The following is a 25888-nucleotide window of genomic DNA, read 5'->3' on the forward strand; positions in this document are numbered from 1 at the left end:
AAAAAGGCAGACCTCATCGCAATGGGCACACATGGGAGAAAGGGTCTGACGAGGCTGTTCATGGGCAGCGTCACATCCGGTGTCGTTGTGCATTCTCCCTGTGATGTCCTCGTCGTAAAAAAATCATGCGGTGAGTGTACGGGAGTGTATTCATCGATCCTTGTACCCTTTGACGCTTCCGAGTTCAGTAAGAAAGCGCTTGTCAGGGCCTGTCGGTTGGCACAGAGTGATAACGCCGGGATAACCGCACTCTATGTAGTTCCCCGTTATGAGGAGATGATAGGATTTTTCAGGACGGAATCTATAAAGAAGAGTCTGCTGCAGGAGGCGGAAAAGATCCTCGACGCGGCCAGGGAGATCGCTTTAGGAAAGGGAGTATCGCTCAAGACGCAAATACGGGAAGGGCAGACAGATGAAGAGATCATCAAAACGGCCGCCGGTCTGGAAATTGACTTAATTGTACTCGGCACCTATGGATGGAGAGGCATGAATAGGGCAATAATGGGGAGTACCACAGAACGGGTAATCATACATGCCCCCTGCCCTGTCCTTGCGGTCAAATGAGTCGAAAGAAGAGGGGCAGTTCGGACAGGGATATGTCCTCCGTCACCGGGAGAAATACGGAATAGGCGAAACAGCAAATAATCCAGCCTGTTTACTTCATGCAAGGCGTTCAGAATTACCGAAGGCAAAATGATTCATCGCAAATTTCAAAGGCTCATTGAGAGGAAGCTCGCCACCCCTGAGGAACTTGAGGCAGTAAGCAGGGTCTCCGAAGATTCGGGAAGATATCCAGAGGAACTGCTGATGGAAAAAGGGGTTCCCAAGCATGAGATACTCTTGTCTCTATCCGAATATTTCGGCTACCCCTTCGTCGAATACGATGAAAATGTTGTCGCTTCCTATTTCGTGACGAAGCGTCTTGATATGGAACTGCAAAAACGGGCGCTCTGGTTTCCTCTTTCGGTTCAGCCCGACAGAGCTGAGGTCATAGCATATAATCCTGATGATCGCGTGCGGATTGAAGATATTTCTGAGGTCCTCGGCGTTGAACGGATTGACTTTATCCTTGCGCTTCCCACCGATCTCTTACAAATTATTGAAAATAGCTTTGATGTAAATCCGCATTTCCCTCCTGCTGGCGGCAGGACCCCTCTCGCAAAGGTAAGGACATTCCTCGCGGAACGGCGGTCGCTCTTTGCATGTTATCGGACATCACTTGCAAAGGGCCGGACAGGACTCGCTTTCATCAGGACCGGTTTATCATTCATGGCTGTTGCTTTGCTTCTTCTGAGAATCTTCGGGATAGGATATCTGACCATGGGCGAGGGCCTGCTTTTCGCAGCTGGCGTGGTGATGACGACGGACGGGCTGATCTGGTATAAGCCTGTGAGGAAGGTCGGCAAGAAGAAACTCGACTGTACCGCCACAGAGCCCACCGGAGGAACAACGGTTTTAGGGGTTTCGAATCCCGGGGGTGAGTCGCCCTTTGTCAGGACTGGACCTATTGACAGGGCTGATACTCTACGCACCGAGTGGTCAGATCTTTCACCGGTGATGAGGCGCAGGTTCCTGGCGAGTGACAGGACCGATTTGGCCGAAGAGAGAACGAGCCTTGCGTGCCTCAGGACGGTCATGGCCCGTGCGCGCACGGGGTTGGCGTTTGCGCGAACAGGCATAGCATTTGTCGGACTCGGTATTGCGTTACTGAGGCAATTCCCCTCGGGTTTCTGGACACTTTTCGACGCCATGCTCATCCTGATGGGTCTTTTCATGGCGGTGGAGGGGCTTCACTCGTATCTTGCGGGTCGTCGCGCAGGCAACGAGGGCCTTACATTGTTTAAGGGGTCCGCAAACAAGGAGACAATCTGGGATTTTGTTTTCCCTGCCGGTCATAACGAAACCGGTCCTGAAAAGATATCTTCCTCTGCCTTTCTCAGGAGGGCCTGCTCGCCGGGCATCTGGGCGACGACGGGGCTGGCTCTCGAAAGGACGGTGCTTGCGGAGAGGAGAAATGTGATGGCACGGCTCCGGACCGTTATGGCGAGGTCGAGGACGGGCTTGGCTTTCGTACGGACGGGGATGAGCGTGTCAGCCGTAGGAGCCGGGCTCCTCGTTTACTTCGGAACCGGCAGCACCGCCTGGACGGCATTCGATCTGGTTCTTATTCTGTCAGGCCTTGCGCTCATTGCGGACGGAATCTCTTGGTATGTGCCGGGAGAAAGGGTGAGAGGTCAGTTCCCCTACTGCTTCGGAGACATGGAGATCATCGTTCCTGATTATGGCGTGCCCAACTGCGACTGGGGAAAGGCGGTTTTCAGCCATGATAAAAGCTGACACGACAAAAGAGGATGGGGAGACTACCTCGTTGACGGAATTCCGGGGAGACGAGGCAAAGAAGTTTTCCTTCCTCGTGGATCAAGGGTTCATGAGTGTCAAGGAACTCCGCGATGCCGAGGATGCAGCCATGGCACGGGGGATCGGACTTGAAAGGATACTCTTGAGGGAATGTGGCATACCGCGGGCGGTCCTCTTAAAGGCCCTTTCAGAGTATTACCGATGTCCTGGCGTGGCATATGATGAGAGGATGCCCGTGCCACCGGGGCTTTTGTCGGGGCTCGACAGTGACCGGCTTCTGATCAGTCAGTGGTTTCCGATAATAAAGGACGGAGATACGGTTGTTATCGCCTCGAACGATCCTCAAGATCCTGAGGTGAGGGAAGAGGTGAAAAGATTCATCCGGGCAGAGAACTACGAATTCCGCGTTGCCCTTGGAGAGGACGTCCAGTGGTTTATCCAGGACTTCCTCCACGCACGGCCGGGACATCTCATCGGAACGGAGAGAACGGGGCTCGCTTTCTGGCGCAACACCATGGCCCAGTGGAGGACGCGTCTGGCCTGTTATAGGAATGACATGGCAAAAGGAAGAACCGGCCTCGCCTTTCTCCGGTGGGGACTCGGCACTGTCGCGATTGGAGATACGATCTTGCGTACGCGCAGGCTCCCGCTGACGTCCTATCTCTTATGGCTTATGATGGCCGCCGGCCTTGTCATCGCAGGTTACGGATTGCACATGTATCTTAAAATCAGGAAGTCGAGAATGAAGCCACCGGGACCTCATACCCTCGTGGAAGTGACGGCGGCGACGCTTCAATTTCTCGAGAACTATCATTTCATCGAGGGCGCCGGGATGGGTTCTCTATCGAAAAAGACGATGCTCGGACGTCTCGGAGACTTTCTCGCCGATCATTCAACCATTCTCTATCCATCTCCTGCGAGCAGGGAGCGGACCCATCTGGCGAGGGAAAGGAACGTGCTTGCTGCGCAACGAACAGTTGCCGCGTGTTACCGGACGATTTACGCACGGGCCCGGACAGGGCTGGCCTTCATACGCTCGGGCGTCTCTTTTTCGAGTATCGGGCTCGGCCTCATTCGCTATTTTGGTCTGAGTCTCACGACGATTCTTGATTCCGTCCTTGTGCTCGCGGGAATCCTGATGATTATCGATGGTTCCCTATGGTATCTGCCGGTGAGAAGAGAGCAGGCCGAACTCCCGCGATGTCCCGTGCCGGAATAAATATAGAATAGAGGATGAGGATAGAACAAAAAATCATTCTCTCGAATGTCTTCAACGTTGCCCTGATCGTTCTGATAGGTTTTTTCGCATTTCAAAACATGAACCTTATTCTCACAAAACTGCGATTTGTCGAAATCGCCGATGACCTGAACGCATCTTTCCTTGAGATGAGACTTTCGGAAAAGAATTATTTCCTTTACAAGGATAAGACCGCTCTCTCGGATATAGAAGAAAAAATAGACGAAACAGCCGGCTCCATAGGACACGTGAGAAACGATATCATTCGAGCAATCGGCGAGAAGAATTTTACCGTACTGGAAGCTTATCTGAAGAAATACGCTGACATCGTGAAAGAAGCGGAGATGAGCAGTCCCGGAGATGCTCAAATGGAGACGAGGCTCAGGACAGCGGGGAAGAGATTGAAGGAATTTTCAGAGGCGATTACCCACCTCGAGAGGGTAGGGGTGAATGAGATCATCTCGAATTCGAAGACCGTCCTCTTTTATTCATTCCTCGTAATACTCGTGTCGGCAATAGCGGTAAGTCATTTTGTTTCGCAGAAGATTCTGAGATCCCTGAGGGCGATAGAGAAACTTGCGAAATCGATTTCAGAGGGGAATTTCATGAAGCTGGCGGGAGTTGTTGCGAGAGACGAATTGGGTTCGGTTATCGAAGCGGTTAATTCCATGTCTGAAGAGCTCAGCAACCGGGAAGAACAGCTGATCCAGTCCAAGAAACTCGCTTCCCTCGGGGTGCTGACTGCAGGCGTGGCCCATGAACTGACCAATCCGCTCAATAACATCTCGATGATAGCGCAGACTTATACGGAAGTCTATGATAAGCTCAGCAGAGAAGATAGGATTGGGTTCATGGATAAGGTCGAAGGGGAGACAGAGAGAATAAAGGAGATTGTGAGGAACCTCCTTGATTTTTCGAAACCCAAGGAAGCGAATCTGAAAAAGGCCGAGATTAACGACGTCATACAGAAAACCTTTACGATCGTGAAGAATATGCTCGAAGTATCCAATATCGATACGAAGCTCGCCTTGAGGGAGCACCTGCCCAGTGTCCTTGTCGACGAACACCAGATACAGCAGGTCCTCGTAAATCTTATTACCAATGCGGTTCAGGCCATGTCCTCAGGAGGGAAGCTCTTTATCTCTTCGCGGCCCGGGAAAAGCGGAGGTTCCGTGGAGGTAACCGTTATGGATACTGGCAGAGGGATACCTCCAGAACTCCTACCCCATATCTTTGACCCCTTCTTCAGCACCAAAGGCGAGGGCGGGACCGGCCTCGGGCTGTCAGTCAGTTACGGCATTATTAAGAATCATAAGGGGGACATCCGGGTCGAGAGCAAGACGGGTGTCGGCACCACCTTCACCATTGAGTTACCCATTCAGAAGAGACAGGAGGAGTGAGATGGCGGGTTACAGAATCATGGTTATTGACGATGAAAAGATCGTCGGCGATATGGCGAAGATGTCCCTTGAGCAGGACGGCTATGAGGTGGAGACATTCTTGAACGCGGCGCCGGCACTCGAAAGGCTCAGGGAGGAAAGGTTCGACATAGTCGTTACCGACTACAAGATGAAGGGGATAGACGGGATGGAGGTCCTGAAAACGGTGAAAAAACTCTTTCCCGCAACGAAGGTTATCATGATAACGGCCTTTGCGAACCTCGATGCCGCGATAGAGGCGCTGAGGGGAGATGTACATGACTTCTTCCCGAAGCCGGTTAAGATAAAAGAATTAAAGGCATCAATCCAGCGCGCCCTGAAAAGGCCGTGAGGATGAGCGTTCTTGGGACACATTGAGAGTCTTATTTCTTGTCCATTTCAATGAATAACACTTTCAAGCTCTTCGAGCCTTTTCTCAGCAGGGTATCCCGGTCGTTTCGGCTTTGGAAACGTTCTGAGAGTCCCGAATCCTTCAGCGTTATCTTTGACCGGTTCAGGGAAGTCCTTGAGCGGAACAACAGGTCGCTCGAAATTATTACCGATATGGGCGAAAAGCTCGGGGGGGACTACCTCTTCGATGTCATGTACATCAGAAAGGCTTACGGAGAGCTTAGAGAGGAGATCAGGGGGTCGATTCTGAACTTTGATCTGCTTACGAGAAACCGCTATCCGGAGTTGCATGCGGCATATGAGCGTATCGATACCCTGATCAGGAGAATGGTAGATGGAATACCTTCCATGGCGCGGGAGATGGTTATCTCCTTTGACAACATCGACTGGCACAAATTCCGTGAGGTGGGGGGGAAGAACGCACATCTCTCCGAGGTCAAGAATCGTCTGAAACTGAATGTTCCGGAGGCATTTGTGATAACCACGGATGCCTTCGATGCATTCATCGATCACAACGGACTTCGTGAAAGGATCGCCCAGAGACCGGATGCCATGATCGACGAGACGGCCATGAAAGCTTTGCAAGAGTCCATTCTTCAGGGCGAGATACCCGCGGTCATAGACATTGCTCTCCGGGACGCTCTTGAGAAGATAAGAGAGAAGAGCGGGGATTGTTTTCTCGCTGTACGGAGCAGCGCAGAGGAGGAGGACGGCGGCTTTTCATTCGCGGGGCAGTTCGAAACCATACTGAATGTCCATCTCGATGACGTCGCGGTCAAGGATGCCTATAAAAAAGTGGTTGCGAGCCTCTACTCTTCAAAGGCGATGGCCTACCAGAGGCAACTCGGTTACGAGATCGGGCGAATGAGGATGGCGGTCGGATGCGTGGTTATGGTCGACGCTGTTTCGAGTGGAGTGATGTATTCGACCGGTCCGGGTGGCAATGAGGGTTATCTCCTAATCAATGCAACCTGGGGACTTGGAGGGTCCCTTGTCGAAGGAAAGATAGATGGAGACCTCTACGTTGTGAGAAAAGAGAGCGAACCCGAGATGGTGAACGCAGCGTACGGGAAGAAGGGTTCTATGATGATCAGTCTGAAAGAGGGCGGAACAACCGAGGTCAGGACCCCTGATGACATGGAGATGAAACCGTGCTTGACCGGCGAACAGATAGCAGAGCTCGCAAGGGAGGGCATGATCATCGAGAAGTATTTCGGGAATCCCTGCGATATAGAATGGGCGATCGGGAAAAGCGGAACTATCTCTATCCTCCAGGCGCGTCCCTTAATGATTCAGGGGGAAGGGGAAAGACCTGCCATTGTAGATGAGGATTGGGCTGATTCCGGATATGCCCTGCTGTTTCGGAACAGGGGGACGGTTGTGCAAAAGGGCGCCGGTTCCGGCAAGGTATTCGCGGTGAAACATCCTGATGAACTGAACAGCTTCCCGAAGGGTGCTGTTCTCGTAGCGAGGCATGATTCCTCTCTCTTCGTTCAGGTTATGCCTATTGCGTCTGCGATAATCACGGAAATCGGGACCCCCATGAGCCATATGGCGACGCTCTGCAGGGAGATGAAAGTCCCGACCGTTGTCAATGTCGGTGACGCGGTTCTGACCCTGAAACAGGGGCAGGAAGTTACACTCTACGCTGGTGATGAAAATACGGTTGCGGTGTATGAGGGGGTTGCCAGGCATTTGCTTGCTCGGGGCCAGGCGGACTCCGTGATGATGGAAGATGTTTATGAATTCCGAAAGAAGCGATACATCATGAGATACATCACACCCCTCAATCTTGTGGACCCGCTCATGAATGAATTTACGCCGGAAGGTTGCAAATCCATGCATGATATTCTCAGGTTCATGCATGAAAAGGCGGTTGCCGAACTCGTGGAGAGCGCCCGGAGGGAAAGCATAAGATCGAGAGGACATGGAAACGTGATGAAGTTGGATATCTCGGTGCCGGCGGGGATTATCGTGATGGACATAGGCGGCGGTCTTGACGTTCATTCTGATGATACGAAAGCCACGCTCGAACAGATCAGGTCCGTGCCGCTCAGGGCGATCATCAGGGGGATGGTACATCCGGGCCTCTGGCAGTCTGAGGCGATTTCCCTCAAGGTGAATGATTTTCTTTCGAGCATGATGAGGATGCCCGATATCGTTTCGGACAGCGAACATTACGCCGGCTATAACATAGCGGTGATATCGAAAGAATATGTAAACCTGAGCATCAGATTCGGGTATCATTTTACCATGCTCGACTGCTATTGCAGCGACTCTGCGAGAAATAACCACATCTACTTCCGCTTTGTGGGGGGCGCAACCGACATCGTCAAGCGTTCGAGAAGAGTGGAACTCATCGCTGCCATTCTGAGGGAATACGGATTCAACATCACGACGAAAGGGGACCTTATCGTTGCAAGACTTGCCAACATTGGGAGGGATGAAACGGAGGCTCTACTCGATAAGGTGGGGAGGCTGATCGCCTATACAAGGCAATTGGATGCGCTGCTTCACGATGACAGCGCAGTCACACAATATACGCGAGATTTTCTCAGTGGTCATTACGAACATTGAGGTCCGGAGTAGCCGGGCGCCGCAGGAACCATCGCGGATTTTTTTGCTATCAATAGTGGCCTTAGGGCATGTATAATAAACAATTCGGGGAAGATTCCCTGAATGAGAGGAGGTCACTATGTTTGGGCTTGGATTGCCGGAGATGATGATCATTCTTGTTATCGCCCTTGTCATGTTTGGTCCGAGCAAACTCCCGTCCCTCGGGAGAAGTATCGGCGAGGCGATAAGGGGATTTAAGAAGGGAATTGAAGAAGACCCGTCCAAAGGGACAGGAAGATAGAGAAATCGTAGCTGCCCGCCCTATGTCAAGAATTTTCCTCCTCGTTATTGTGCTTGGACTTGCCCTCTCTTTTTTCAGGCTCGGTTCGGTGACGCTCTTCGATGTCGATGAGGCTGTTTTTGCTGAAGCGACCAAAGAGCTTGTGCAGAGCGGAGACTGGATAACACCTACCTACAACGGAGAAAACCGGTATGACAAACCGATCCTCTTTTACTGGTTGATGGCGGTGCCCTATAAGGTCTTCGGCATCCACGAGTTCTCCGCGAGGTTTCCTTCGGCGGTGGCAGGGTTTCTGCTCGTCCTCGCGCTTTTCTTGTTTCTCAGGCGTCTCAGGGACGAGAAGACCGCACTCTATGCTGCGCTGTCCTTCATGCTCTCCCTCTACTTTTTTGGATATTCCCATGCTGCTGTGACAGACATGACGCTGACGCTGTTCATAACGGTCTCGCTCATGCTTTTTTATCTTTCGACAACCGCTGACGAGAACCCTAAAATGCTTCGTTGGTATACTGACGGTTTCTACCTCTTCTCCGGTCTTGCCTTGCTCACAAAGGGGCTTATCGGGATACTCTTTCCTTTCGGGATCGCCGTGAGCTATCTCTTCATAACCGGAGGGAAGGAAGGGGTGAAGAAGGTGCTGAGCCTGAGGGGTGCGATGCTCTTTCTCGTTGTGTCCGCACCTTGGTATATCGCGGAAGGGGCGATCAATGGAAAGGAGTTTGTTCAACAGTTCTTCATAAAGCACCATTTTGCGAGATATACGGGGATTATTTCGGGACACCGGGGACCGCTTTACTACTATATCCCGGCACTCATTATCGGGCTCTTTCCCTGGATAGCGTTTCTCCCTGCCGGAATAAGGAACCTCTTGAAGGAGAGGGACAGGCTTTCCCTCTTCGCCGTTCTCTGGTTTGCCTTCATCGGAATCTTTTTTTCCTTCTCGACAACGAAACTTCCTAATTATATTCTCCCTGCGGTCCCTGCCCTGTCGATACTCATTGCATCTGGCATGATGTCATCGAATAGCACATGGATACGGTGGGCCCATGCATCTATCGTGCTGATATCCCTTGCGATGGGTATCGCGAGTCTCGTTTCCGTGAAGTATCTCCCGAAACTCGGTATCGCGGACTCTGGCCTGCCATTTGCCGTTTCGGCGGTACTCCTGATCATGGCAGCGGTGCACGGATATGCGGGCATCACAAAGAAAAGGTTCTATGCCGTTGCGGCGTGTCTCATGATCGTCTTTCTTGGGGTTCTTTCGGTGAAGGTGACGCCCGTCGCAAACGAGTATCTCCAGGGGACGCTCCACAGGTACAGTCTCTATGCCCGGGAAAGGATGAACGATGGTGATAGGCTCATCGCTTACAGACTGAACAACCCGAGCATTCTTTTCTATTCCGGCCACAGATTGGTTACCGCAGGAAGCAGGGAAGATCTTTTGCCGTTCCTAAACGCCGGTACAAATCTGCTCGCCATCGCAAAGGTGAAGGACGTGGAGGTTCTCAGGGGCCTCGGATTTACCCTCGTGAAGGAGGATGGACAGTATGCTATTCTCGAAAAGAGAAACAGTATTGCAGAGAGAGCATAAGGCCGTCCCCGCTGAGGAGCGCAGCAGCACCGCTGCGCTTGTTATCCTTTCTTGTCTATTCCCGTTATTCTTCTTCTATCTTGATACCGTCGTGGTGTCATGGGTGAAATATCTGCACCAGGCCAGGCCCCCCGTCTATTCCTTTCTTGAAGTCGCTGATCCGCTGATTAATTTCTTGGGCCACGGCGCGACCCTTATCATCGGTTCACTCATACTTTACGCGGTCGGCAGGCAGAGGGACAGAAACCTCGAGAGGTTAGGGAAGACCCTGTTTATCGGTCTCCTCTCGGCGGGTGTTGTTGTCCAGGGCCTGAAACACCTCAGCGGCAGGGCCAGGCCCCGGCTGACGGATGACCTCCTCTTCATCGGTCCGTCTTTCAGGAGCGGTTACGATTCCTTCCCGTCCGGACATACCACGCTCGCATTCTGCATGGCCACGATCCTCTCACAGTATTTTCCTTCATACCGGACCGCGTTTTATGCTTTTGCCGTTATCGTCGGGCTTGCAAGGGTGGAGGGCGCTGCCCATTTTCCCTCCGATGTCCTGGCCGGAGCGATTGTCGGCATCCTTGTCGGAAGGATATTCTCCGGCAGAATGACTTCATCTGCAAGGTCGGTACTGTGCCAGAGATGACGGTAAACAAAGATTCAGGCAAGATCAGGAACCGTCGCGTCCATATGGCGAATGAGAGGACCTTTCTCGCCTGGATTCGTACGAGCATAGGGATCATGGCCTTTGGTTTCGTTGTGGAGCGCTTTGCCTTATTCGTCAGACAGGTGGCGTATTTCTTGGGAAAGGAGACTGCCATCCCTTCCCAGGGGTATTCAGCACTGCTGGGGATATCCCTCGTGGGGCTCGGCGCGATTATGGGTGTGCTCTCGTTTGTGAGATATAAAAAAGTCGAGAAGCAGATCGACGAAGATACCTACCGGCCGTCCTTCATACTGGATGTGCTGCTCACCATGACCGTCCTCGTCGTCGGAATCTTTCTTATATTATATCTCGTGCATAGCACGTAAGAAATCAATCGAAGCGAATCGCGTCTTCGTCTTGCCGGTCGGAAAGCGAAGTGGCAAGAGAAGAACTTCAGAAATTCCTGATATTGTTGCAGTCTATCGCAAAGACGTCCGCGCTCACCCTCTTCCCGGTATTCCCTGTGGCGATCGCCGTGAAGCATGGCGTTAAGACTCCATAGGTCAGAGGGTTCGTGGCGGTTATCTGCTGGTTCTGTACGATCCGATAACTGAAGCTCAGACTCGCTCCAGCCCCCGGTTTGAAGCCCGGGAGCACCCCGGCTGCCTGAATAAGGGCGATATTGCCGGGCTGATTGGCTCCGGCGGCTCCAGTTGTAGCAGCGTAATTGGCATTTTCCGCGTAAAACTGTTCCTCGAGCAGTCTCAGGTTCTGGAGGTTTGCCGATGCCTCTGTTCTTTCGGCGCGCTTCTGCTGACCAAGATACGTGGGAACAGCGATCATGGCAAGAATGCCGATAATCGCGACCACAACAAGCAACTCTACGAGAGTAATACCCTTATTGTTCATCATCCTCACACTCCGTGAAGTTTTAGTTTCTCTTGCAATTTTTCTATTGTCCTTTTCCATCACTCGCTCCGCGAACTATTCAATGCTTATTGTCTTACTAGCCACAATGCCATCGCTTGCCCTGTCACTGTATCCCAAAACCAATATCGTATTTGGAGCCGGAACCGTTATCGCGATCTGACCGCTGCCCGGTCCTGCGGCTGCGGCAAATAAGGGGACAGCTGCATTCCAGGGAGACCTGTCATCCCAGCCGGGATTCCCGACAATGCCTTTCCCTCCTGGCATACTGTGAAGCGCTATGTAAGAAGCAGGGATTGCAGCGATATTGGCAGGCCTTGCCGCGTTGTCGGCGGGGGTCAGGAGCCCGTCGCCATCGAAGTCTGCTGTCATAGACGATTGGCTCTGCACTGTCGTCATCCAATTTAAAATGTCTTTAGCAGCCTGGTCGGTAAATTCGGGGATTGTTCCTCTTCTCGCCTTCTGCTGTAGTCCCAGGTATCCGGGAATCGCTATAGCCGCGAGAATGCCGATGATGGCCACGACTATGAGCAGTTCTATTAGGGTGAATCCCTTATTTGTGATGAGCGCTTTTTTCATGATTTCATTCTCAATAAGTTGGGAAGGAGGGGCAAAAGCCCCCCCTTCCGTCGTAATTATTCGATGCTCACCGTCTTCGAGGCGACGACACCGTCTGCCGCCTGATTGCTGTAGCCCTGTATAAGGATAGTAGTGGGCGTAGGGTTTGTTATCGAAATCTGCCCACTGCCGGCTGCAGCAGCCGCAGCAAACAACGGGTTGGCAGCGTTCCAGGGGGATTTATCATCCCAGCCCGGGTTAGCAACGGTGCCTTTTCCGCCGGCTGAGCTGTGGAGCGCTATATAGGCCGCAGGGATCGCAGCTATATTTGCAGGCCTTACGCCGTCATCGGCAACAGTCAGCTGTCCGTCACCATTGAAGTCCGATGTCATCGACATCTGGTTCTGAACCGTACCCATCCAGTTAAGAAGGTCTTTTGCTGTCTGGTCTACCGACTCAGGGACTGTTCCCCTTCTTGCCTTCTGCTGGAGACCTAAATATCCGGGAATCGCTATCGCTGCGAGAATACCGATGATCGCCACAACGATGAGCAATTCAATGAGCGTGAAGCCTCTTTCGTCCCTAACTTTCATACCATGCATTGTCTTAAACATTTTTTCTCCTTTCTGTTTTCCGCATCCAGATGCGGCAATCAATTATTCTATGCTCACTGTTTTAGAAGCCACAACACCGTCTGCCGCCTGATTGCTGTAGCCCTGTATAAGGATAGTAGTGGGCGTAGGATTTGTTATCGAGATCTGCCCACTGCCGGCTGCAGCTGCAGCGGCAAACAACGGATTTGCAGCGTTCCAGGGAGACTTGTCAGCCCAGCCCGGGTTTGCAACGGTGCCTTTTCCGCCTGCTGTGTTGTGAAGCGCCATGTAGGCTGCAGGGATCGCAGCTATATTTGCGGGTCGTGCAGCGTCATCGGCAACAGTCAGCTGTCCGTCGCCATTGAAGTCCGTTGTCATCGACATCTGGTTCTGAACCGTACCCATCCAGTTAAGAAGGTCTTTTGCTGTCTGGTCTACCGACTCAGGGACAGTTCCCCTTCTCGCCTTCTGCTGGAGACCTAAATATCCGGGAATCGCTATCGCTGCGAGAATACCGATGATCGCCACAACGATGAGCAATTCAATGAGGGTGAAACCTCTTTCGTCCCTAACTTTCATCCCATGCATTGTCTTAAACATTTTCCCCTCCTTATTTGTCTTCCGCATTCCGATGCGGCACTCAATCTTGAGCAGGCAATGCCTGCCTTCATTCCCTATTAAAGGCGGCAGTCAGGTCATTCATCCTCCATAAACCAGTCCAACGGCGATGAGGATGCAGGGAACCACATCGGATCGTCATCTTTCTTCTCCTCCTTCTGCAGATCCAGTGGGTTCAGCCTGAAGACCATCTCATCCTGAAGTTCCGGAGAATCTTTAGGAATGCCGCCTTTTTCTGTCACCGTCTATCACCTCCTCCTTCCCCAAAATTTTCTTATTAGGCCAGTTTTCATGTATGAAGCAGATTCTATGCCAAGAGACTTTTCTTATGTCATGCAGAAAGTTCTGTGTCGCCAAGTAACTAAAAATAAAGGAATAACGAAGGTCCAAGGAATTTGTGTTAGCGCGGAATAGAATTGGTACTTGACAGGTAAGAATCGCGGCTCATTCCAAGTGACTATTTCTAAAGACAAATTAAAGAGAGATGGGTTTCCCCTAATCTCATTCTCTTGACACTTTCTGTCAGCGGACTTTCTGTAAAATGACAATTTCTCTATCCAAGAAGGGGACAAAATGAGTATGGGTCCGAAGGTGAATGCCGGAATTGCGGGACAGTTATGAGCAGATAATTGTGCTGCAGATAAGAGTTAGAGGGAAAGGGAGATGCAACCGGTTTTGGTATCTGGTTACAGTTCGAAAAATTCACCCTTCGACGGAACGCTGGCTATGAAACCAAGCCTGTCCTTGACGATCTCAGAAAAGATGAGGGAGGTTCTTTCTTCTCCGTGTACGATGAATATCCGGGGGCTGTCCTTGAACGAGGAGGCCCATTCGAGGAGTTCTTTTTGGTCGGCATGGGCCGAGAAGCCGCCGAGGGTATAGATCTTGGCCTTCACCGCTATCTCCTCTCCGAAGATATCGACGAGCTTCGCGCCCCCGACGATAGACCTTCCAAGGGTACCGGAGGCCTGAAATCCGACGAAGACGATTCCGCACTCGGGTCTCCAGAGGTTATGTTTCAGGTGGTGTCTGATCCTTCCGCCTTCGCACATGCCGCTCCCTGCAATGATCACCGCATGGGATTTGATCTTATTCAGCGCCATCGATTCCTCTACGGAATGGGTAAAGCGGAGCCTGAGACTCTCCGTCTTTCCCGTATCACGGAAGAGCCTTCGTGCCTCCTCATCAAAAAGTTCAGGGTGAATGAGATATGTTCTCGTCGCCTCCTCGGCGAGGGGACTATCGAGATAGACATCCGGAGGAGAGAGTCTTCCCTCTCGAACGAGCCGGCTGAGGATATAAAGGATATCCTGAGTCCTTCCTATCGCAAAGGCAGGGATGATGACATTCCCTCCCCGATGAAACGTCGTCGTTATCGCCTCGACAAGTTCATCAATAGTCTCGGTCATACCCTTATGGAGACGGTCTCCGTAGGTCGATTCCATGACGACATAATCAGCCCCTGCGGGAGGAGAAGGATCGCGAATGATAGGGTTCCCCTTTCTCCCGATATCTCCTGAGAAGACGATCTTCTTTTCCCGGAATCCGTCCCGAAACCATATCTCGAGACTGCCGGAACCGAGGATGTGCCCCGCATCGAGGAACCTGTATCGTATTCCTTTTCCCGTATCTCCCTTCGTTCCATAGGGCACCCTGTTGAGAAGGGGCAGCATCTCCTTCACATCAGTAATGGTATATAAAGGCTGAACTGGTGCTCTCCCCGCCCGCAGCGCTTTTTTTGTCTGCCCTTCTGCGTCTCCTTCCTGAATGTGCGCGGAATCGGAGAGCATCAGATCGACGAGATCCGCGGTTGCGGGCGTGGTTATTATCTTCCCCCGGAAACCCTCCTTGACGAGTCTCGGCAGAAGTCCGCTGTGGTCGATATGGGCATGCGTCAGGAAAAGGCAATCGACTTTCTCAGGAGGGAATGCAAAGGGCTCCCTGTTGACGGCAGCGGAATCTTCGCCCTGAACCATGCCGCAGTCTATGAGCATTCTCGTTTCCTGCGTCTCCGCAAGGAAGCAGGTCCCGGTAACGGTCTTCACTCCACCGAGAAATCGTATCCTCACACGGTTACCCCGTCTAGCCTCTTGATGCCTGCCTTTACGGCCAAGGTTATCGCCGTTCTATATTCGCTCCCTGTTATCCTTCTGTCGAGCGGAGGGTTTTCCTTTGCCCGGTAGCAGGGATGATACTGATCCATGATGTTCAGATACGTATCAGGAGAGATATCTTGAGAAAGGAACCGCACGACTTCATCTGTCCCGGCCATGTTCTCAGGAAGGACAAGGTGCCTCACGAGCAGCCCTCTCACCGCGATTCCCCTTTCATCGAGGATGAGGTCGCCGACCTGCCGGTGCATCTCCTTTATCGCGGTCTTCGCCGCTTCCGGGTATCCCTCCGCGCCTGAGTATTTGAGCGACAGGAGGGTGTCGGCATACTTGAGGTCCGGCATGTAGATATCAACGATGCCGTCGAGTATCTCCAGAGCCTGAAGGGATTCATAGCCGCCGCAATTGTAGACTATCGGCAGCTTCAGTCCTTCTCCTTTTGCCGCTGTGAGGGCTTCGAGCATCATCGGCATCTGATGAGTCGGCGTTACAAAGTTTATATTGTGACACCCCATGTCCTGAAGCTCCATCATGATCCCTGCGAGTTTATCTATCGAGAGTTCGGTTCCTTCGCCCTGATGGCTTATCGTCCAATTCTGACAGAAGAGACAGCCGAGGTTACACCGGCTGAAAAAGATGGTGCCCGAGCCGAACCGGCCCACGAGGGGCCTCTCTTCGCCGAAATGAGGTCCCCAGCTTGAAACGAGAGGTTTGTCTAAGACTCTGCAGAAGCCCCGCTCACCTCCGGTTCTGTCCACGGCACACCTCCTCGGACAGAGCACGCACTTTTTTATCAGCCCTCCGGCCAGAAGAGCCTTCCTTTGTAGCTTGCTCGATGAGAGACGGAGGTATGCCGCCATCATATTATTATGATAACAGAATTTCTTAATAGGTCATTGAAAATACAGGATGCGGCATATATAATGATGGATAGGAGTTTCTATGGAAGAAACCAGATATTGCCTCTGTTGCGGAGAGAATGTTCCCTTCAATTCCGTAGAACGGTTCGAAAAGCGCGAGCTCACCTGCGTCTATTGTGGATTTGTCCTTGATGTCCAGAAGCTCTGGGGATCTTCCGGAGTCGGCAAAGGGTATACGCTTATTGCTGAGGATGCGCAATACATCAGGAAAATTATATCGGAAGCGCTCGAGGCGAGGAGATTTTCTGCTCAAGTGATGACCTTCGAGAATGGCCTTGAGCTGGTGAGCGAATACTCAAAGTTGTTCTCTCAAGACGCCTCCATAAACGTGGTAATCATTGACCTCAATATGCCCGTCATGGACGGGATAACGACGGCAAGGACGATCAGGGCGATGGAAGCTCAGCACGGAAAAGCACCTGCCCCGATCGTTTTCTTCTCCTCAATGAAGGCCGACGATGCACTCAGGGCCCAGATGGACCTTCTGAAGCCGGCATCGTACATGAACAAGGGCTCGGACCCGGATCCTGAAAGGCTTGTCGAAAGAGTGGAGCAGCTTGTCGGATATCTCGTAGAGAAGTACAAGAAAGGATCGTAAGCCCTCCCGTCTTCCCCTTAGGTAGATGGAGGAGCGCCGCTTTTTTCGGAGCGCCTTCCTCTATTTGAAAGCCTTCTCTGTTTTAAGGTATAGTAAAAAATTGTCACCATGCAGGACCGCATAGTCATTAAAGGAGCACGGGAGCACAACCTCAAGAACATTGACGTGACCATTCCGAGGGAGAAGGTCACTGTCATTACTGGCCCCTCCGGATCCGGGAAATCGTCGCTTGCCATAGACACCGTGTATGCCGAGGGCCAGAGGCGGTATGTCGAAAGCCTCTCCGCATACGCTCGGCAGTTCCTTGAGCAGCTCCAAAGACCGGACGTTGATTCCATAGAGGGTCTTTCCCCGTCGATAGCGATAAATCAGAAAACGGTCACAAAGAGCCCCCGTTCGACCCTCGGGACGATTACGGAGATCTACGACTACATGCGTGTTCTCTATGCGAGGATCGGTAAACCCTACTGCTATAGCTGTGGCGGAGAGATCGCCACCCGGGATGTCCAGAGTATCATAGACTCCGTTATGGCGATGCCTCAGGGAACGAGGCTGCAGGTTCTCGCGCCCATTGTGAGAGAGCGAAAGGGTGAATATAAGAAAGAACTTGCCGAGATGAGGAGAGAAGGCTTCTTACGCGCGCGCATAGACGGCGGGATGGTCGATCTCACGGAAGATATTTCCCTGTCCAGGCACAAGCGGCATACCGTCGAGGTCGTCGTAGACAGGCTGATCATCAAACCCGGTGTCGGAAAGAAGATAAGCGTTGCGATAGATTCGGCGCTCAGACATGCGGACACAGTCGTGATCAACCTTGCTGATGAGCAAAGGGATATCCATTACAGCAGGATCATGGCATGCCAGAAATGCGGGGCGAGTTTCCCCGAGGTGAATCCGAGGCTCTTCTCGTTCAATAGCAGCTACGGGGCCTGCCCTCACTGCAACGGACTCGGTTATATAGGCATAACCGATGGCGAAGAAGAGCCGGACGTCGGCACCGTGGAGGAAATGCGATCGTGCAGAAGCTGTGAGGGGCTCAGGTTGAGAAAGGAGGCGCTGAGCGTAAGAATAGGAGCGAAGAACATCGGTGAATTCTCGAGGCTCACTGTGGAAGATGCACTCTCCTTTGTGAACGGTCTGACCCTCACCGAGCGGGAGAGATTCATCTCCTCTCGCGTCTTGAAGGAAGTGAGAGACAGGCTTTTGTTCCTCATAAGAGTCGGTCTCGGGTATCTCACTATCGACAGGCTTTCTCTTACCCTTTCCGGAGGGGAGGCGCAGCGGATACGCCTTGCGACGCAGATGGGTTCTTCTCTCACGGGGGTTCTCTATGTCCTCGATGAGCCGAGCATAGGCCTTCATCCTCGTGATTGTTCTCGACTCCTCGAGAGTCTCTCGGCAATTCGGGACGCCGGAAATACCGTGGTCGTGGTCGAGCACGATGAAGAGACGATGAGGTGGGCGGATTACATTATCGACATGGGACCGGGGGCCGGCTCGAGGGGAGGCTGGGTTGTGGCCGAAGGCGCGCCATCCGAAATAGAATCGAGGGAGACTTCCCTCACCGGGAAGTATCTGAAGGGTGAGCTCTTCATTTCCCTGCCTCGCTCGAGAAGAAGAGGGAAGGATTTTATCGAGATCAAGGGGGCGGAGGAGTTTAACCTGAGGGGGATCGACGTTGCCCTTCCCCTCGGGACGCTCACCTGCGTGACTGGTGTTTCCGGCTCTGGAAAGAGTACCCTCATCATCGAGATACTTTACAAGGCATTGATGAAGAGGCTTCATGGAAGCAGCCCGAGACCGGGCAGGCATGAGGCTCTCAGAGGCATTGAGAAGATAGATAGCGTCATCGCTGTGGACCAGGCACCGCTCGGAAGGACTCCGCGCTCCAACCCGGCGACGTATACGGGTATTTTCACCCACATCAGGGCGCTCTTTGCGCAGGTCCAGGAATCGAAGGTGCGGGGTTTCACACCCTCCCGGTTCAGCTTTAACCTGACAGGCGGGAGATGCGAGAAGTGCCACGGCGACGGGCTGCTGAAGGTCGCCATGCACTTTCTCCCCGATGCGTATCTCCAGTGCGATCTCTGCAAGGGGAAGAGATACAACAGAGAGACCCTTGCGGTACGATTCAAAGGGAAGGATATTTCAGAGGTCCTCGCACTCACTATCTCCGACGGACTCGAGTTCTTTTCCTCTGTTCCGGTTATTCGGCAGAAACTGGAACTCCTCGAGGACGTCGGACTCGGCTATCTCCAGCTTGGACAGCCCGCCCCGACCCTTTCCGGGGGAGAAGCGCAGAGACTGCGTCTCTCGAAGGAGCTTGCGAAGAGGTCGACGGGGAGCACCCTCTATATCCTCGATGAGCCTACAACGGGTCTTCACTTCTCCGACATTCAGCGGCTTCTCGATGTCCTGAACAGCCTTGTTGACAAAGGCAATACCGTTGTCGTCATCGAACATAACCTTGATGTGATGAAATCAGCGGATTATATCATAGACCTCGGACCGGAGGGCGGGGAGAAAGGGGGATTCTTAATCGCCTGCGGAACCCCCGAGGAAGTGAGCAGGAATCCTCTTTCGCATACCGGGAGATTCCTGAAGGAGAGACTTTCACATCACCCCTTCGTGAGTGCTGCATGATGCGGGGGTGCGATTTCCTTCATCTCAAATTCATGAGGGGAGAAGGCATCGCCCGGATTTTTCTCATCGCTGTTCTTTGTCTGCTCATGACGCTTCTTATTTCCTGTTCGCGGGGAAGAGAGCGAGTATTCAGAAAAAGCAAGATACTCATGGACACGATCGTGACGATCTCTGTGGCAGCGGAATCCGAGGATAAGGCAGAGAAGGCCATCGAGTCTGGATTTGCAGAGATCGACAGACTCGACAGAATGCTCAGTTTCTTCTCGGAGTCCAGTGAACTCTCGCGCATAAACAGAAATGCCGGTGTCGCGCCGGTCTCGGTATCACCGGAGACCCTCGAAGTAATGCAGAGAGCGCTTTACACATCGGCAAAGACGGGGGGGGCCTTTGATGTGACGATAGGCCCCGAGAGTTCTCAATGGGATTTTTACAAAAAAAAGAAGCCCGATGATGATGTCATCAGAGAAAGGCTGAGTCTCGTGGATTACAGGCAGATACAGATCAACGGGATAAAATCGACCATCTTCCTTCCGAAGAAGGGGATGCTTGCCGATCTCGGCGGAATAGCAAAAGGCTACGCTGCCGACCGTGCAGTGGAGGAGATGAAGAGGCGGGGAATAAGGGCAGGCCTTGTCGCTGTTGCGGGCGATATCAGGGCCTTCGGACGCAAACCCGGCGGATCGGGCTGGAAGGTAGGCATCAGAAATCCGAGGGCAAAAGGGAAGGACGACGAGATCATGGCGACCATGGAACTCGACGACATGGCCATCTCCACCTCAGGGGATTATGAGAGATATTTTATCGTTGATGGCGAGCGTTATCATCACATCCTCGACCCGAAGACCGGATATCCGGCCCGGGGATGCCGGAGCGTTACCGTCGTCGCACGGGATGGTGTTAACACGGATTCATTTTCCACCGGTGTCTTTGTCCTCGGCCCTGAAAAAGGTCTGGGGGTATTGAAGGAGATGGGATTTGACGGAGTGATCGTGGATAGTGACGGTGGGATTGAGACTACGCCTGGGTTGAGGAACAGGATTGAATTTCAGAGACACTCTTAACGGCACGACCCTCGCGGACAGACTCCTTTTCATGGCGCTGTTGCTCGCGTCTCTGCTCTCCCTGATTTTCGTGAAGGAAGTACTCCCCCATGCCAGCGAGGTGAGCATCGAGGTTGAGGGAAAGGTTCTGTACCGGTACCCGCTCGATGGAAACAGATTGGTAGCGGTCAGGAGCAGGTACGGTCACCTTGTTGTCGAGATCAGGGACAAGAAGGTCAGGGTGATCGACGCGTCATGCCCGAACAGACTCTGTGAAGAAGAAGGGTGGGTCAGCAGGGGAGCGATAATCTGCATTCCCAACAGGATTTCGGTTCTTGTCGGCAGTCCCGGAAAGGGCGACAGGACGGTTGATGCAATCACAGGATAGATACCGGATTGCCCTTCTTTCCGCCTATGCCGTTGCCCTTCACGGTTTTGAGAGCCTCATCCCCATGCCGATACCCTGGCTCAGGGTAGGCCTCGCGAACATAGTGACGCTCACGGCCCTTACGCTCTTCGGGTTCAGGGCTGCGATGATGGTAACGGTGATACGGGTGGTCCTCGCTTCTCTCCTCACCGGTTCATTCCTTGGACCGGGATTCGTACTGAGCCTGGGCGGGGGTGTTTTCGGAACATTCGCCATGGGCCTTACCTTCGCCCTCCTCCCTCGCATGTTCGGTCCTGTCGGTCTCAGCCTTATCGGGGCACTGTTCCACAATCTTGCGCAGCTCTTTCTAGCGTACCTCTTGTTTATCCAGAAGATCGAGCCGGTGATCTTCGTCGGGCCCATCCTTCTCCTCATTGGCACATTGACCGGTCTCATAAATGGTCTCGCAGCGGACCTCCTGATCAAAAGCTTGAAAAACCATGGGTATACCCTTCAAAATACCTGTGTATGAAGATCATCTGTCCGGCATGCAGAAGGACAACGACATGGGAGGAGAATCCCTGGAAGCCGTTTTGCTCGGAGCGGTGTAAATTCATCGACCTCGGCAAGTGGGCCTCTGAGGAGTATAGGATCCCCGGAGAAAAGGCCGGAGAGAATGCTGAAGAGAAGCAGAAAAGAGAGGGGGCAGAGGGAACAGGGTAGGAGTTCTCCGCGATACCTGTGGTAAACTTTCTGACATGCTGAATTGCGGGAGGGGGGAGGTTTCATGACGAAGATTATCGTTACCGGCGCTACGGGGCGAATGGGAAGCAGGATCATGGCACTCGCAAGGGATTATCACGATCTGAGCCTCGTTGGGGCTGTTGAGCGGGAAGGCCATGATCACATCGGGAAGGATGCGGGGCAGATCGCAGGCATCGGCGAAACGGGAATAACGCTGACAGACAGACTTGATGAGGTCATCGGGAAGGCCGACGTCATCATAGACTTCACCTCCCCCGGTGCGACCCTCAGGCATGTTGAGCTTGCGAAAGAGAAAAAGAGGGCGGTCGTCATCGGTACAACGGGTTTTTCGAAGGACGAGCTGAAGTCTCTAAGATCCATGAGCAGCGATATCCCCGTCCTTCTTGCTCCGAATATGAGCGTTGGCGTTAACCTCCTCTTCAAGGTCTTGGGCGACGTCGCAAGGACTCTCGGAGACGACTATGACGTCGAGATCATCGAGGCCCACCACCGGCTGAAGAAAGACGCGCCGAGCGGCACGGCGATGAAGATGGCTCAGGTGATCGCCGAGGCCCTAAGGAGAAACCTTGACGAAGTGGCCGTCTTTGAACGAAAAGGACTGATCGGGGAAAGGAAGAGGAAGGAGATCGGCATGCAGACGGTGAGGGCGGGTGACATCGTCGGTGAGCATACGGTGCTTTTCGGCGGTCTCGGGGAAAGGATAGAGATCACCCACAAGGCTTCCAGCAGGGACACCTTCGCTCGGGGTGCCCTGAGGGCTGCTCTCTGGCTCCACGGAAAGCCCGCGGGCTTCTATGACATGCAGGATGTGCTCGGTCTGAGGTGAGAAGACGGATGGCGAACATGCATCTCTTCTCATAATCTGAATCAGGGAACGAGGTCAACGGATGAGAAACAGGATACTTGTAGCTGACGCGAGTCAATCTTTCTTGGTGAATGTCGGGATTCTCCTGAGCAGGATGGGCTTTAAGGTCATCCCGGTCGAGAACGGGGTTGAGGTCTTAAAACTGATAAAACTGAGCGGACCGGATATCGTCATGCTCGATACGAACCTGGCGGTCATGGATGGTATCACCGTCTTGAAGCATATCAAGGGAGACAGACAGACCGCGAAGATTCCGGTGATCATGACGTCAGACCATTCAAGCAGCGGGACGCTCAAGAAGTGTAAGAGCCTCGGATGTTCGGCCTATCTCCTGAAGCCTCTGAGCGTAGCCGGGCTCCACGAGATCATTCAGAAGACCATGTTTTCGGATGTCGGCACGAACAGAAGGCACGTAAGGGCAGCATTCATCAGAAAGGTGGTCATCACATACAAGAGGCGTCAGTATGAACTCTATGCGGAGACGCTTTCTCAGGGCGGCATCTATGTGAGGAGAATGGATCCCTTTCCCGAAGGCGCGGAGGTCGACGTCGAGCTGCCCCTGAAAGGCGAGGGCTCACTCTCGCTAAAGGGTGTTGTTATCTATACGAAGGGACTTTTCGGCGATGTCTTCAAGGTCCCGCCCGGAATGGCGATTGAGTTCAAAGGGCTTACGAAACGTGAGTCGAAGACCTTGCGGGACTATGTGGAAAATCTCATCGCAGAGGATATCTTGGAGAATCAGGGTGCGTCTTCAATCACGAGGTGAAAGAAGGGAGAAAAGATCATGAAAGCCCTTACCAACGGGAATCTTATTCTTCGGCTGTCTCTGAGAGAAACTCTGTCCTCCGTATCGCTCCGGTAAGGTAGTCTCTGAATTTTTCTGGGAAGAGCCACTGTATCCCTAATTTCTCGGCCCACTTGATGAGCCCCTGATCGGCAGTAATGAGAAGGGCGTCGAGTTCCATCGCAAGGAGGAGGAGGTCCACATCCTCCTTACTGTCAATGATGCCTTCCCTCAATGCCTCCCGGTATTTCCGCCGCAGGTCCTGGACAACCTCGTCCGGTTTCTTCTTCTCCGCGCTCCTCACGGCGCTTTCGGCAACCCGCAGTCCCTTGTTCACACGTTCCCGTATATCCTCAATCAACTCATAGAGGAGGAATGCGGGACATTTCAACTCGTGCTTCTTGGGCGGCTTCTGGTGGAGTACGACGAGAAGGTCACCGGGTATCCTGGCCTGTTCAACAAAATGGAGGAGTTCTCCGAAGACCGAAGGCGGCATGTAAAAATCGAGGATATGTATCTGCGCCGCCAGAAAGAGGAATGTCTCGAGCGCTTCCGTGGGCGTACTCCCGAGGCCCGTTCTGACATCGGGATTCACGAAGAGGCTTGTGTCGAGAACAACCTTTAACGGCGCGCGATGTGCGCCAGGGGAATGGATTCCGTCCGCCTCTTTCTCTTTTTCCTTCTTCTCCGTCACCGGCGGCCGGTCACTGTCTTTATGTCTTGTAGGTGCCATAGAGATTAAACTGATAGGAGTTCCAGGATTTGCAGTTCGAGCATCTTCCGGTCCACTCCTGTGACAGGTAGCCGCAGATTTCACAGCAGTAAGGGAGTGTGAAAGGTTTCTTCATCTCTATTACCCTCTTAAATTCTTCGACTGCCTTGGCCCACTGCTGGTGCCTAAGATAGATATTACCGAGGAGCTGGTGAAGTTCGGGATAGGCAGCACCACTTGAATCGAGGGTCAGCAGCGCATCAAAGGCGTCATCGAGCATCTCGAGACGGTAATAGAGTTTCCCGAGAAAGAATCTCAACGTCTGGTTCTGCGGAGACCTGGAAAGAGAATTCTTGTAGAGCTTAATGAGCCTCGCAGGTTCGCCGAGGCTGAGGAAGAGATCCTCGATGCGGGCGAGGATGATCAGGGAGAGGGTCTGTTCAAAGCCTTTTTCGAGGAAGCCCGCAGCTTCTTCGGTCTGTCCCGCCCTGAGCATCACCTCGGCCAGACCGAGGTAGGCAGGGACAAAGTTCTTATCGAGCCGGAGTAGCGTCCTGAATGCCTTCTTGGCCTTTTCGTACTCGCCGCTTTCGAGGCAGTACCTTCCCTGCTCGTACTTGTATCCCAGGAGAACCGCCTGTCCCCTTTTCCGGTCCTTCTCGTCATGTTCGGCCTTGATGATCGCCTTCTGCAGGCCGATCACCTCATCCCATGCGTCATTTCTTTCGAGGAAATCCCTTTTCATCGAGAGCGCGCTGAGGTTGTCCGGATCGATATCGAGTATCTCGTCGAGGTACATGCGCGAGTCCGAAAGTCTGTTGGCCTTCTCCATCACCCTCACGAGGGAAAAGAGCGCTTCCAGGTTCTGCGGCTCGATATCCTTCGCCTTCTTGTAGTAGGTTATCGCCTTCGAATAATCCTTGTTGCCCGCCGCGATATCCCCCAGTCTCAGAATGGCATCGAGGTGCCCCGGCTCATCCTTCAGTATCTCCTCGAGAGCAGCCCTTGCCTCTTCCTCGCTGTCTGCGAGGATTGCATTGAGCGCCCTCGAATAGAGTTCCTGCACCCTGAGGTCTCTCTTCTGCTTGTGCTGATACTGCCTGTTGTGAATGAACCGCTTCGTATCCCGGACGAAAAAAACAAAGAGCATCACCGCTGCACCGACTGCGGACGAGAGGAGGATGAGGGCTATCTTCGGCATCTCGTAAATCGTCCTGGGGGCGAGAGTAAGGGTGATCGGCTGCATATTGAGCGTTGCGAAATACGCGAGCGCAAGGAGTGCAAGCACGATGAGAAGCAAGGCGATCTTACCCACGAGCGCCTCTTCTCCCACGCATTGAACCGGCCGGGGCTAAGTAAAACTGCATCTCGATCTTCTCCCTATCCTTCGACAGGAATCCTCGGGGCGTCGAGCCAGAGCTTCTCGAGTTCATAATAGTGCCTCGTCTCATCTTCGAAGACATGAACGATGACGTCTCCATAATCCAGTAATATCCAGTGAGCATAGTGTAACCCTTCTATGGAAAGGGGTTTTATCGATTTCTTCCGGAACTCGGACTCGATGTGCTCAGCGATGGCCTTAACCTGCGTTGTGCTCTCACCCGAGCAGATAAGAAAATAATCTGCGATGACGGTTAATCCCTTCAGTTCGAGGATTACCGTATCCTTCGCCTTCTTCGCTGCGGCCGCCTTTGCCGCACATTGCGCTCGCTCGTTACTTTCTAACGGTGTCACTCCTCTCCCGGTAAAGATTATGAGAAATTATATAAGATTCTACCGCATCTGGCAACAGGTATTTTACACTTTTGCCGCTCCTCACAAGCATCCTGACGGAGGTTGCGGATATCGGGAAAGGGGTGATGTTCAGGAGCACCGCTTCTC

28 protein-coding genes are annotated in these 25888 nt (G+C 52.8%); 18 read left to right on the forward strand and 10 right to left on the reverse strand.

Annotated features, from left to right (window positions below; genetic code table 11):
• The 10 genes from VEI96_02095 to VEI96_02140 all read left to right on the forward strand — a co-directional run.
• Positions 1-564: universal stress protein (locus VEI96_02095; protein HXX56775.1), on the forward strand; the 564-nt coding region annotated here is incomplete at its 5' end.
• A gap of 129 nt (positions 565-693) precedes the next feature.
• Complete coding sequence (locus VEI96_02100) at positions 694-2337, forward strand: DUF202 domain-containing protein (GenBank protein ID HXX56776.1); 1644 nt, start codon at positions 694-696, stop codon at positions 2335-2337.
• Complete coding sequence (locus VEI96_02105) at positions 2324-3577, forward strand: hypothetical protein (GenBank protein ID HXX56777.1); 1254 nt, start codon at positions 2324-2326, stop codon at positions 3575-3577. Before VEI96_02100 ends, VEI96_02105 begins: the two co-directional genes overlap by 14 nt.
• A 14-nt stretch (positions 3578-3591) precedes the next feature.
• A complete protein-coding gene (locus VEI96_02110; GenBank protein HXX56778.1) occupies positions 3592-4995 on the forward strand; it encodes an ATP-binding protein in 1404 nt (467 codons plus the stop codon).
• Between the two features lies 1 nt (position 4996).
• Positions 4997-5365 carry a response regulator gene (locus tag VEI96_02115; GenBank protein HXX56779.1) on the forward strand — a complete coding sequence of 123 codons (369 nt, stop codon included), beginning with the start codon at positions 4997-4999 and terminating at the stop codon, positions 5363-5365.
• A 38-nt stretch (positions 5366-5403) separates the two neighbouring features.
• Positions 5404-8001, forward strand: a complete 2598-nt coding sequence (locus tag VEI96_02120) for a PEP/pyruvate-binding domain-containing protein (protein HXX56780.1) — start codon at positions 5404-5406, stop codon at positions 7999-8001.
• Positions 8002-8119: 118 nt separating this feature from the next.
• The gene (gene tatA, locus VEI96_02125) at positions 8120-8281 is read left to right on the forward strand and encodes a twin-arginine translocase TatA/TatE family subunit (GenBank protein HXX56781.1); all 162 of its coding nucleotides are present in this window, start codon (positions 8120-8122) and stop codon (positions 8279-8281) included.
• A 22-nt stretch (positions 8282-8303) separates the two neighbouring features.
• Positions 8304-9872 carry a glycosyltransferase family 39 protein gene (locus VEI96_02130; GenBank protein HXX56782.1) on the forward strand — a complete coding sequence of 523 codons (1569 nt, stop codon included), beginning with the start codon at positions 8304-8306 and terminating at the stop codon, positions 9870-9872.
• A complete protein-coding gene (locus tag VEI96_02135) occupies positions 9829-10506 on the forward strand; it encodes a phosphatase PAP2 family protein (GenBank protein ID HXX56783.1) in 678 nt (225 codons plus the stop codon). The genes VEI96_02130 and VEI96_02135 overlap by 44 nt, the downstream gene beginning before the upstream one ends.
• Entirely contained in the window at positions 10503-10892 is a 390-nt protein-coding gene (locus VEI96_02140; GenBank protein HXX56784.1) for a DUF202 domain-containing protein, read from the forward strand. The genes VEI96_02135 and VEI96_02140 overlap by 4 nt, the downstream gene beginning before the upstream one ends.
• A 67-nt stretch (positions 10893-10959) precedes the next feature.
• On the opposite strand, the gene VEI96_02145 is transcribed toward VEI96_02140, so the two are convergent.
• The 7 genes from VEI96_02145 to VEI96_02175 all read right to left on the reverse strand — a co-directional run bounded on the left by VEI96_02145 (position 10960) and on the right by VEI96_02175 (position 16071).
• Positions 10960-11418 carry a prepilin-type N-terminal cleavage/methylation domain-containing protein gene (locus VEI96_02145; protein ID HXX56785.1) on the reverse strand — a complete coding sequence of 153 codons (459 nt, stop codon included), beginning with the start codon at positions 11416-11418 and terminating at the stop codon, positions 10960-10962.
• Positions 11419-11490: 72 nt separating this feature from the next.
• Entirely contained in the window at positions 11491-12012 is a 522-nt protein-coding gene (locus VEI96_02150; GenBank protein HXX56786.1) for a prepilin-type N-terminal cleavage/methylation domain-containing protein, read from the reverse strand.
• A gap of 56 nt (positions 12013-12068) precedes the next feature.
• A complete protein-coding gene (locus VEI96_02155; protein ID HXX56787.1) occupies positions 12069-12605 on the reverse strand; it encodes a prepilin-type N-terminal cleavage/methylation domain-containing protein in 537 nt (178 codons plus the stop codon).
• A 42-nt stretch (positions 12606-12647) separates the two neighbouring features.
• Entirely contained in the window at positions 12648-13184 is a 537-nt protein-coding gene (locus tag VEI96_02160; protein ID HXX56788.1) for a prepilin-type N-terminal cleavage/methylation domain-containing protein, read from the reverse strand.
• Between the two features lie 95 nt (positions 13185-13279).
• A complete protein-coding gene (locus VEI96_02165; GenBank protein HXX56789.1) occupies positions 13280-13444 on the reverse strand; it encodes a hypothetical protein in 165 nt (54 codons plus the stop codon).
• 444 nt (positions 13445-13888) lie between these two features.
• The gene (locus VEI96_02170) at positions 13889-15271 is read right to left on the reverse strand and encodes an MBL fold metallo-hydrolase (protein HXX56790.1); all 1383 of its coding nucleotides are present in this window, start codon (positions 15269-15271) and stop codon (positions 13889-13891) included.
• Positions 15268-16071, reverse strand: a complete 804-nt coding sequence (locus VEI96_02175) for a radical SAM protein (protein HXX56791.1) — start codon at positions 16069-16071, stop codon at positions 15268-15270. The genes VEI96_02170 and VEI96_02175 overlap by 4 nt, the downstream gene beginning before the upstream one ends.
• Positions 16072-16255: 184 nt before the next feature.
• Here VEI96_02175 and VEI96_02180 point away from each other — a divergent pair, with 184 nt between their 5' ends.
• The 8 genes from VEI96_02180 (at position 16256) to VEI96_02215 (ending at position 23277) form a co-directional block, all read left to right on the forward strand.
• Entirely contained in the window at positions 16256-16831 is a 576-nt protein-coding gene (locus VEI96_02180; GenBank protein ID HXX56792.1) for a response regulator, read from the forward strand.
• A gap of 108 nt (positions 16832-16939) precedes the next feature.
• Positions 16940-19474: an excinuclease ABC subunit UvrA gene (uvrA, locus tag VEI96_02185; GenBank protein ID HXX56793.1), complete on the forward strand. Its 2535-nt coding sequence runs from the start codon at positions 16940-16942 to the stop codon at positions 19472-19474.
• The gene (locus tag VEI96_02190; GenBank protein ID HXX56794.1) at positions 19471-20535 is read left to right on the forward strand and encodes an FAD:protein FMN transferase; all 1065 of its coding nucleotides are present in this window, start codon (positions 19471-19473) and stop codon (positions 20533-20535) included. The genes uvrA and VEI96_02190 overlap by 4 nt, the downstream gene beginning before the upstream one ends.
• On the forward strand, positions 20513-20902 hold the full coding sequence (locus VEI96_02195; protein HXX56795.1) for a NusG domain II-containing protein: 390 nt from the start codon (positions 20513-20515) through the stop codon (positions 20900-20902). Before VEI96_02190 ends, VEI96_02195 begins: the two co-directional genes overlap by 23 nt.
• Positions 20886-21413, forward strand: a complete 528-nt coding sequence (locus VEI96_02200) for a Gx transporter family protein (GenBank protein ID HXX56796.1) — start codon at positions 20886-20888, stop codon at positions 21411-21413. Before VEI96_02195 ends, VEI96_02200 begins: the two co-directional genes overlap by 17 nt.
• On the forward strand, positions 21410-21604 hold the full coding sequence (locus tag VEI96_02205; protein HXX56797.1) for a DNA gyrase inhibitor YacG: 195 nt from the start codon (positions 21410-21412) through the stop codon (positions 21602-21604). Before VEI96_02200 ends, VEI96_02205 begins: the two co-directional genes overlap by 4 nt.
• Before the next feature lie 64 nt (positions 21605-21668).
• Positions 21669-22472 (forward strand): 4-hydroxy-tetrahydrodipicolinate reductase, encoded by an 804-nt coding sequence (dapB, locus tag VEI96_02210; GenBank protein HXX56798.1) that lies wholly within the window; start codon positions 21669-21671, stop codon positions 22470-22472.
• A 61-nt stretch (positions 22473-22533) separates the two neighbouring features.
• Positions 22534-23277: a response regulator gene (locus tag VEI96_02215; protein HXX56799.1), complete on the forward strand. Its 744-nt coding sequence runs from the start codon at positions 22534-22536 to the stop codon at positions 23275-23277.
• A 43-nt stretch (positions 23278-23320) separates the two neighbouring features.
• Here the strand turns inward: VEI96_02215 and VEI96_02220 are convergent, their stop codons facing one another.
• From VEI96_02220 to rsfS, 3 genes are all read right to left on the reverse strand, one after another.
• Complete coding sequence (locus tag VEI96_02220; protein HXX56800.1) at positions 23321-24028, reverse strand: RNA ligase partner protein; 708 nt, start codon at positions 24026-24028, stop codon at positions 23321-23323.
• Positions 24009-25322, reverse strand: coding sequence for a tetratricopeptide repeat protein (locus VEI96_02225; GenBank protein ID HXX56801.1), 1314 nt, complete (start codon positions 25320-25322; stop codon positions 24009-24011). Before VEI96_02225 ends, VEI96_02220 begins: the two co-directional genes overlap by 20 nt.
• A gap of 65 nt (positions 25323-25387) precedes the next feature.
• Positions 25388-25741, reverse strand: coding sequence for a ribosome silencing factor (rsfS, locus tag VEI96_02230; GenBank protein ID HXX56802.1), 354 nt, complete (start codon positions 25739-25741; stop codon positions 25388-25390).
• Positions 25742-25888 lie beyond the last annotated feature (147 nt).

It is taken from the genome of Thermodesulfovibrionales bacterium, from assembly GCA_035622735.1.
Taxonomy (GTDB): Bacteria; Nitrospirota; Thermodesulfovibrionia; order Thermodesulfovibrionales; family UBA9159; genus DASPUT01.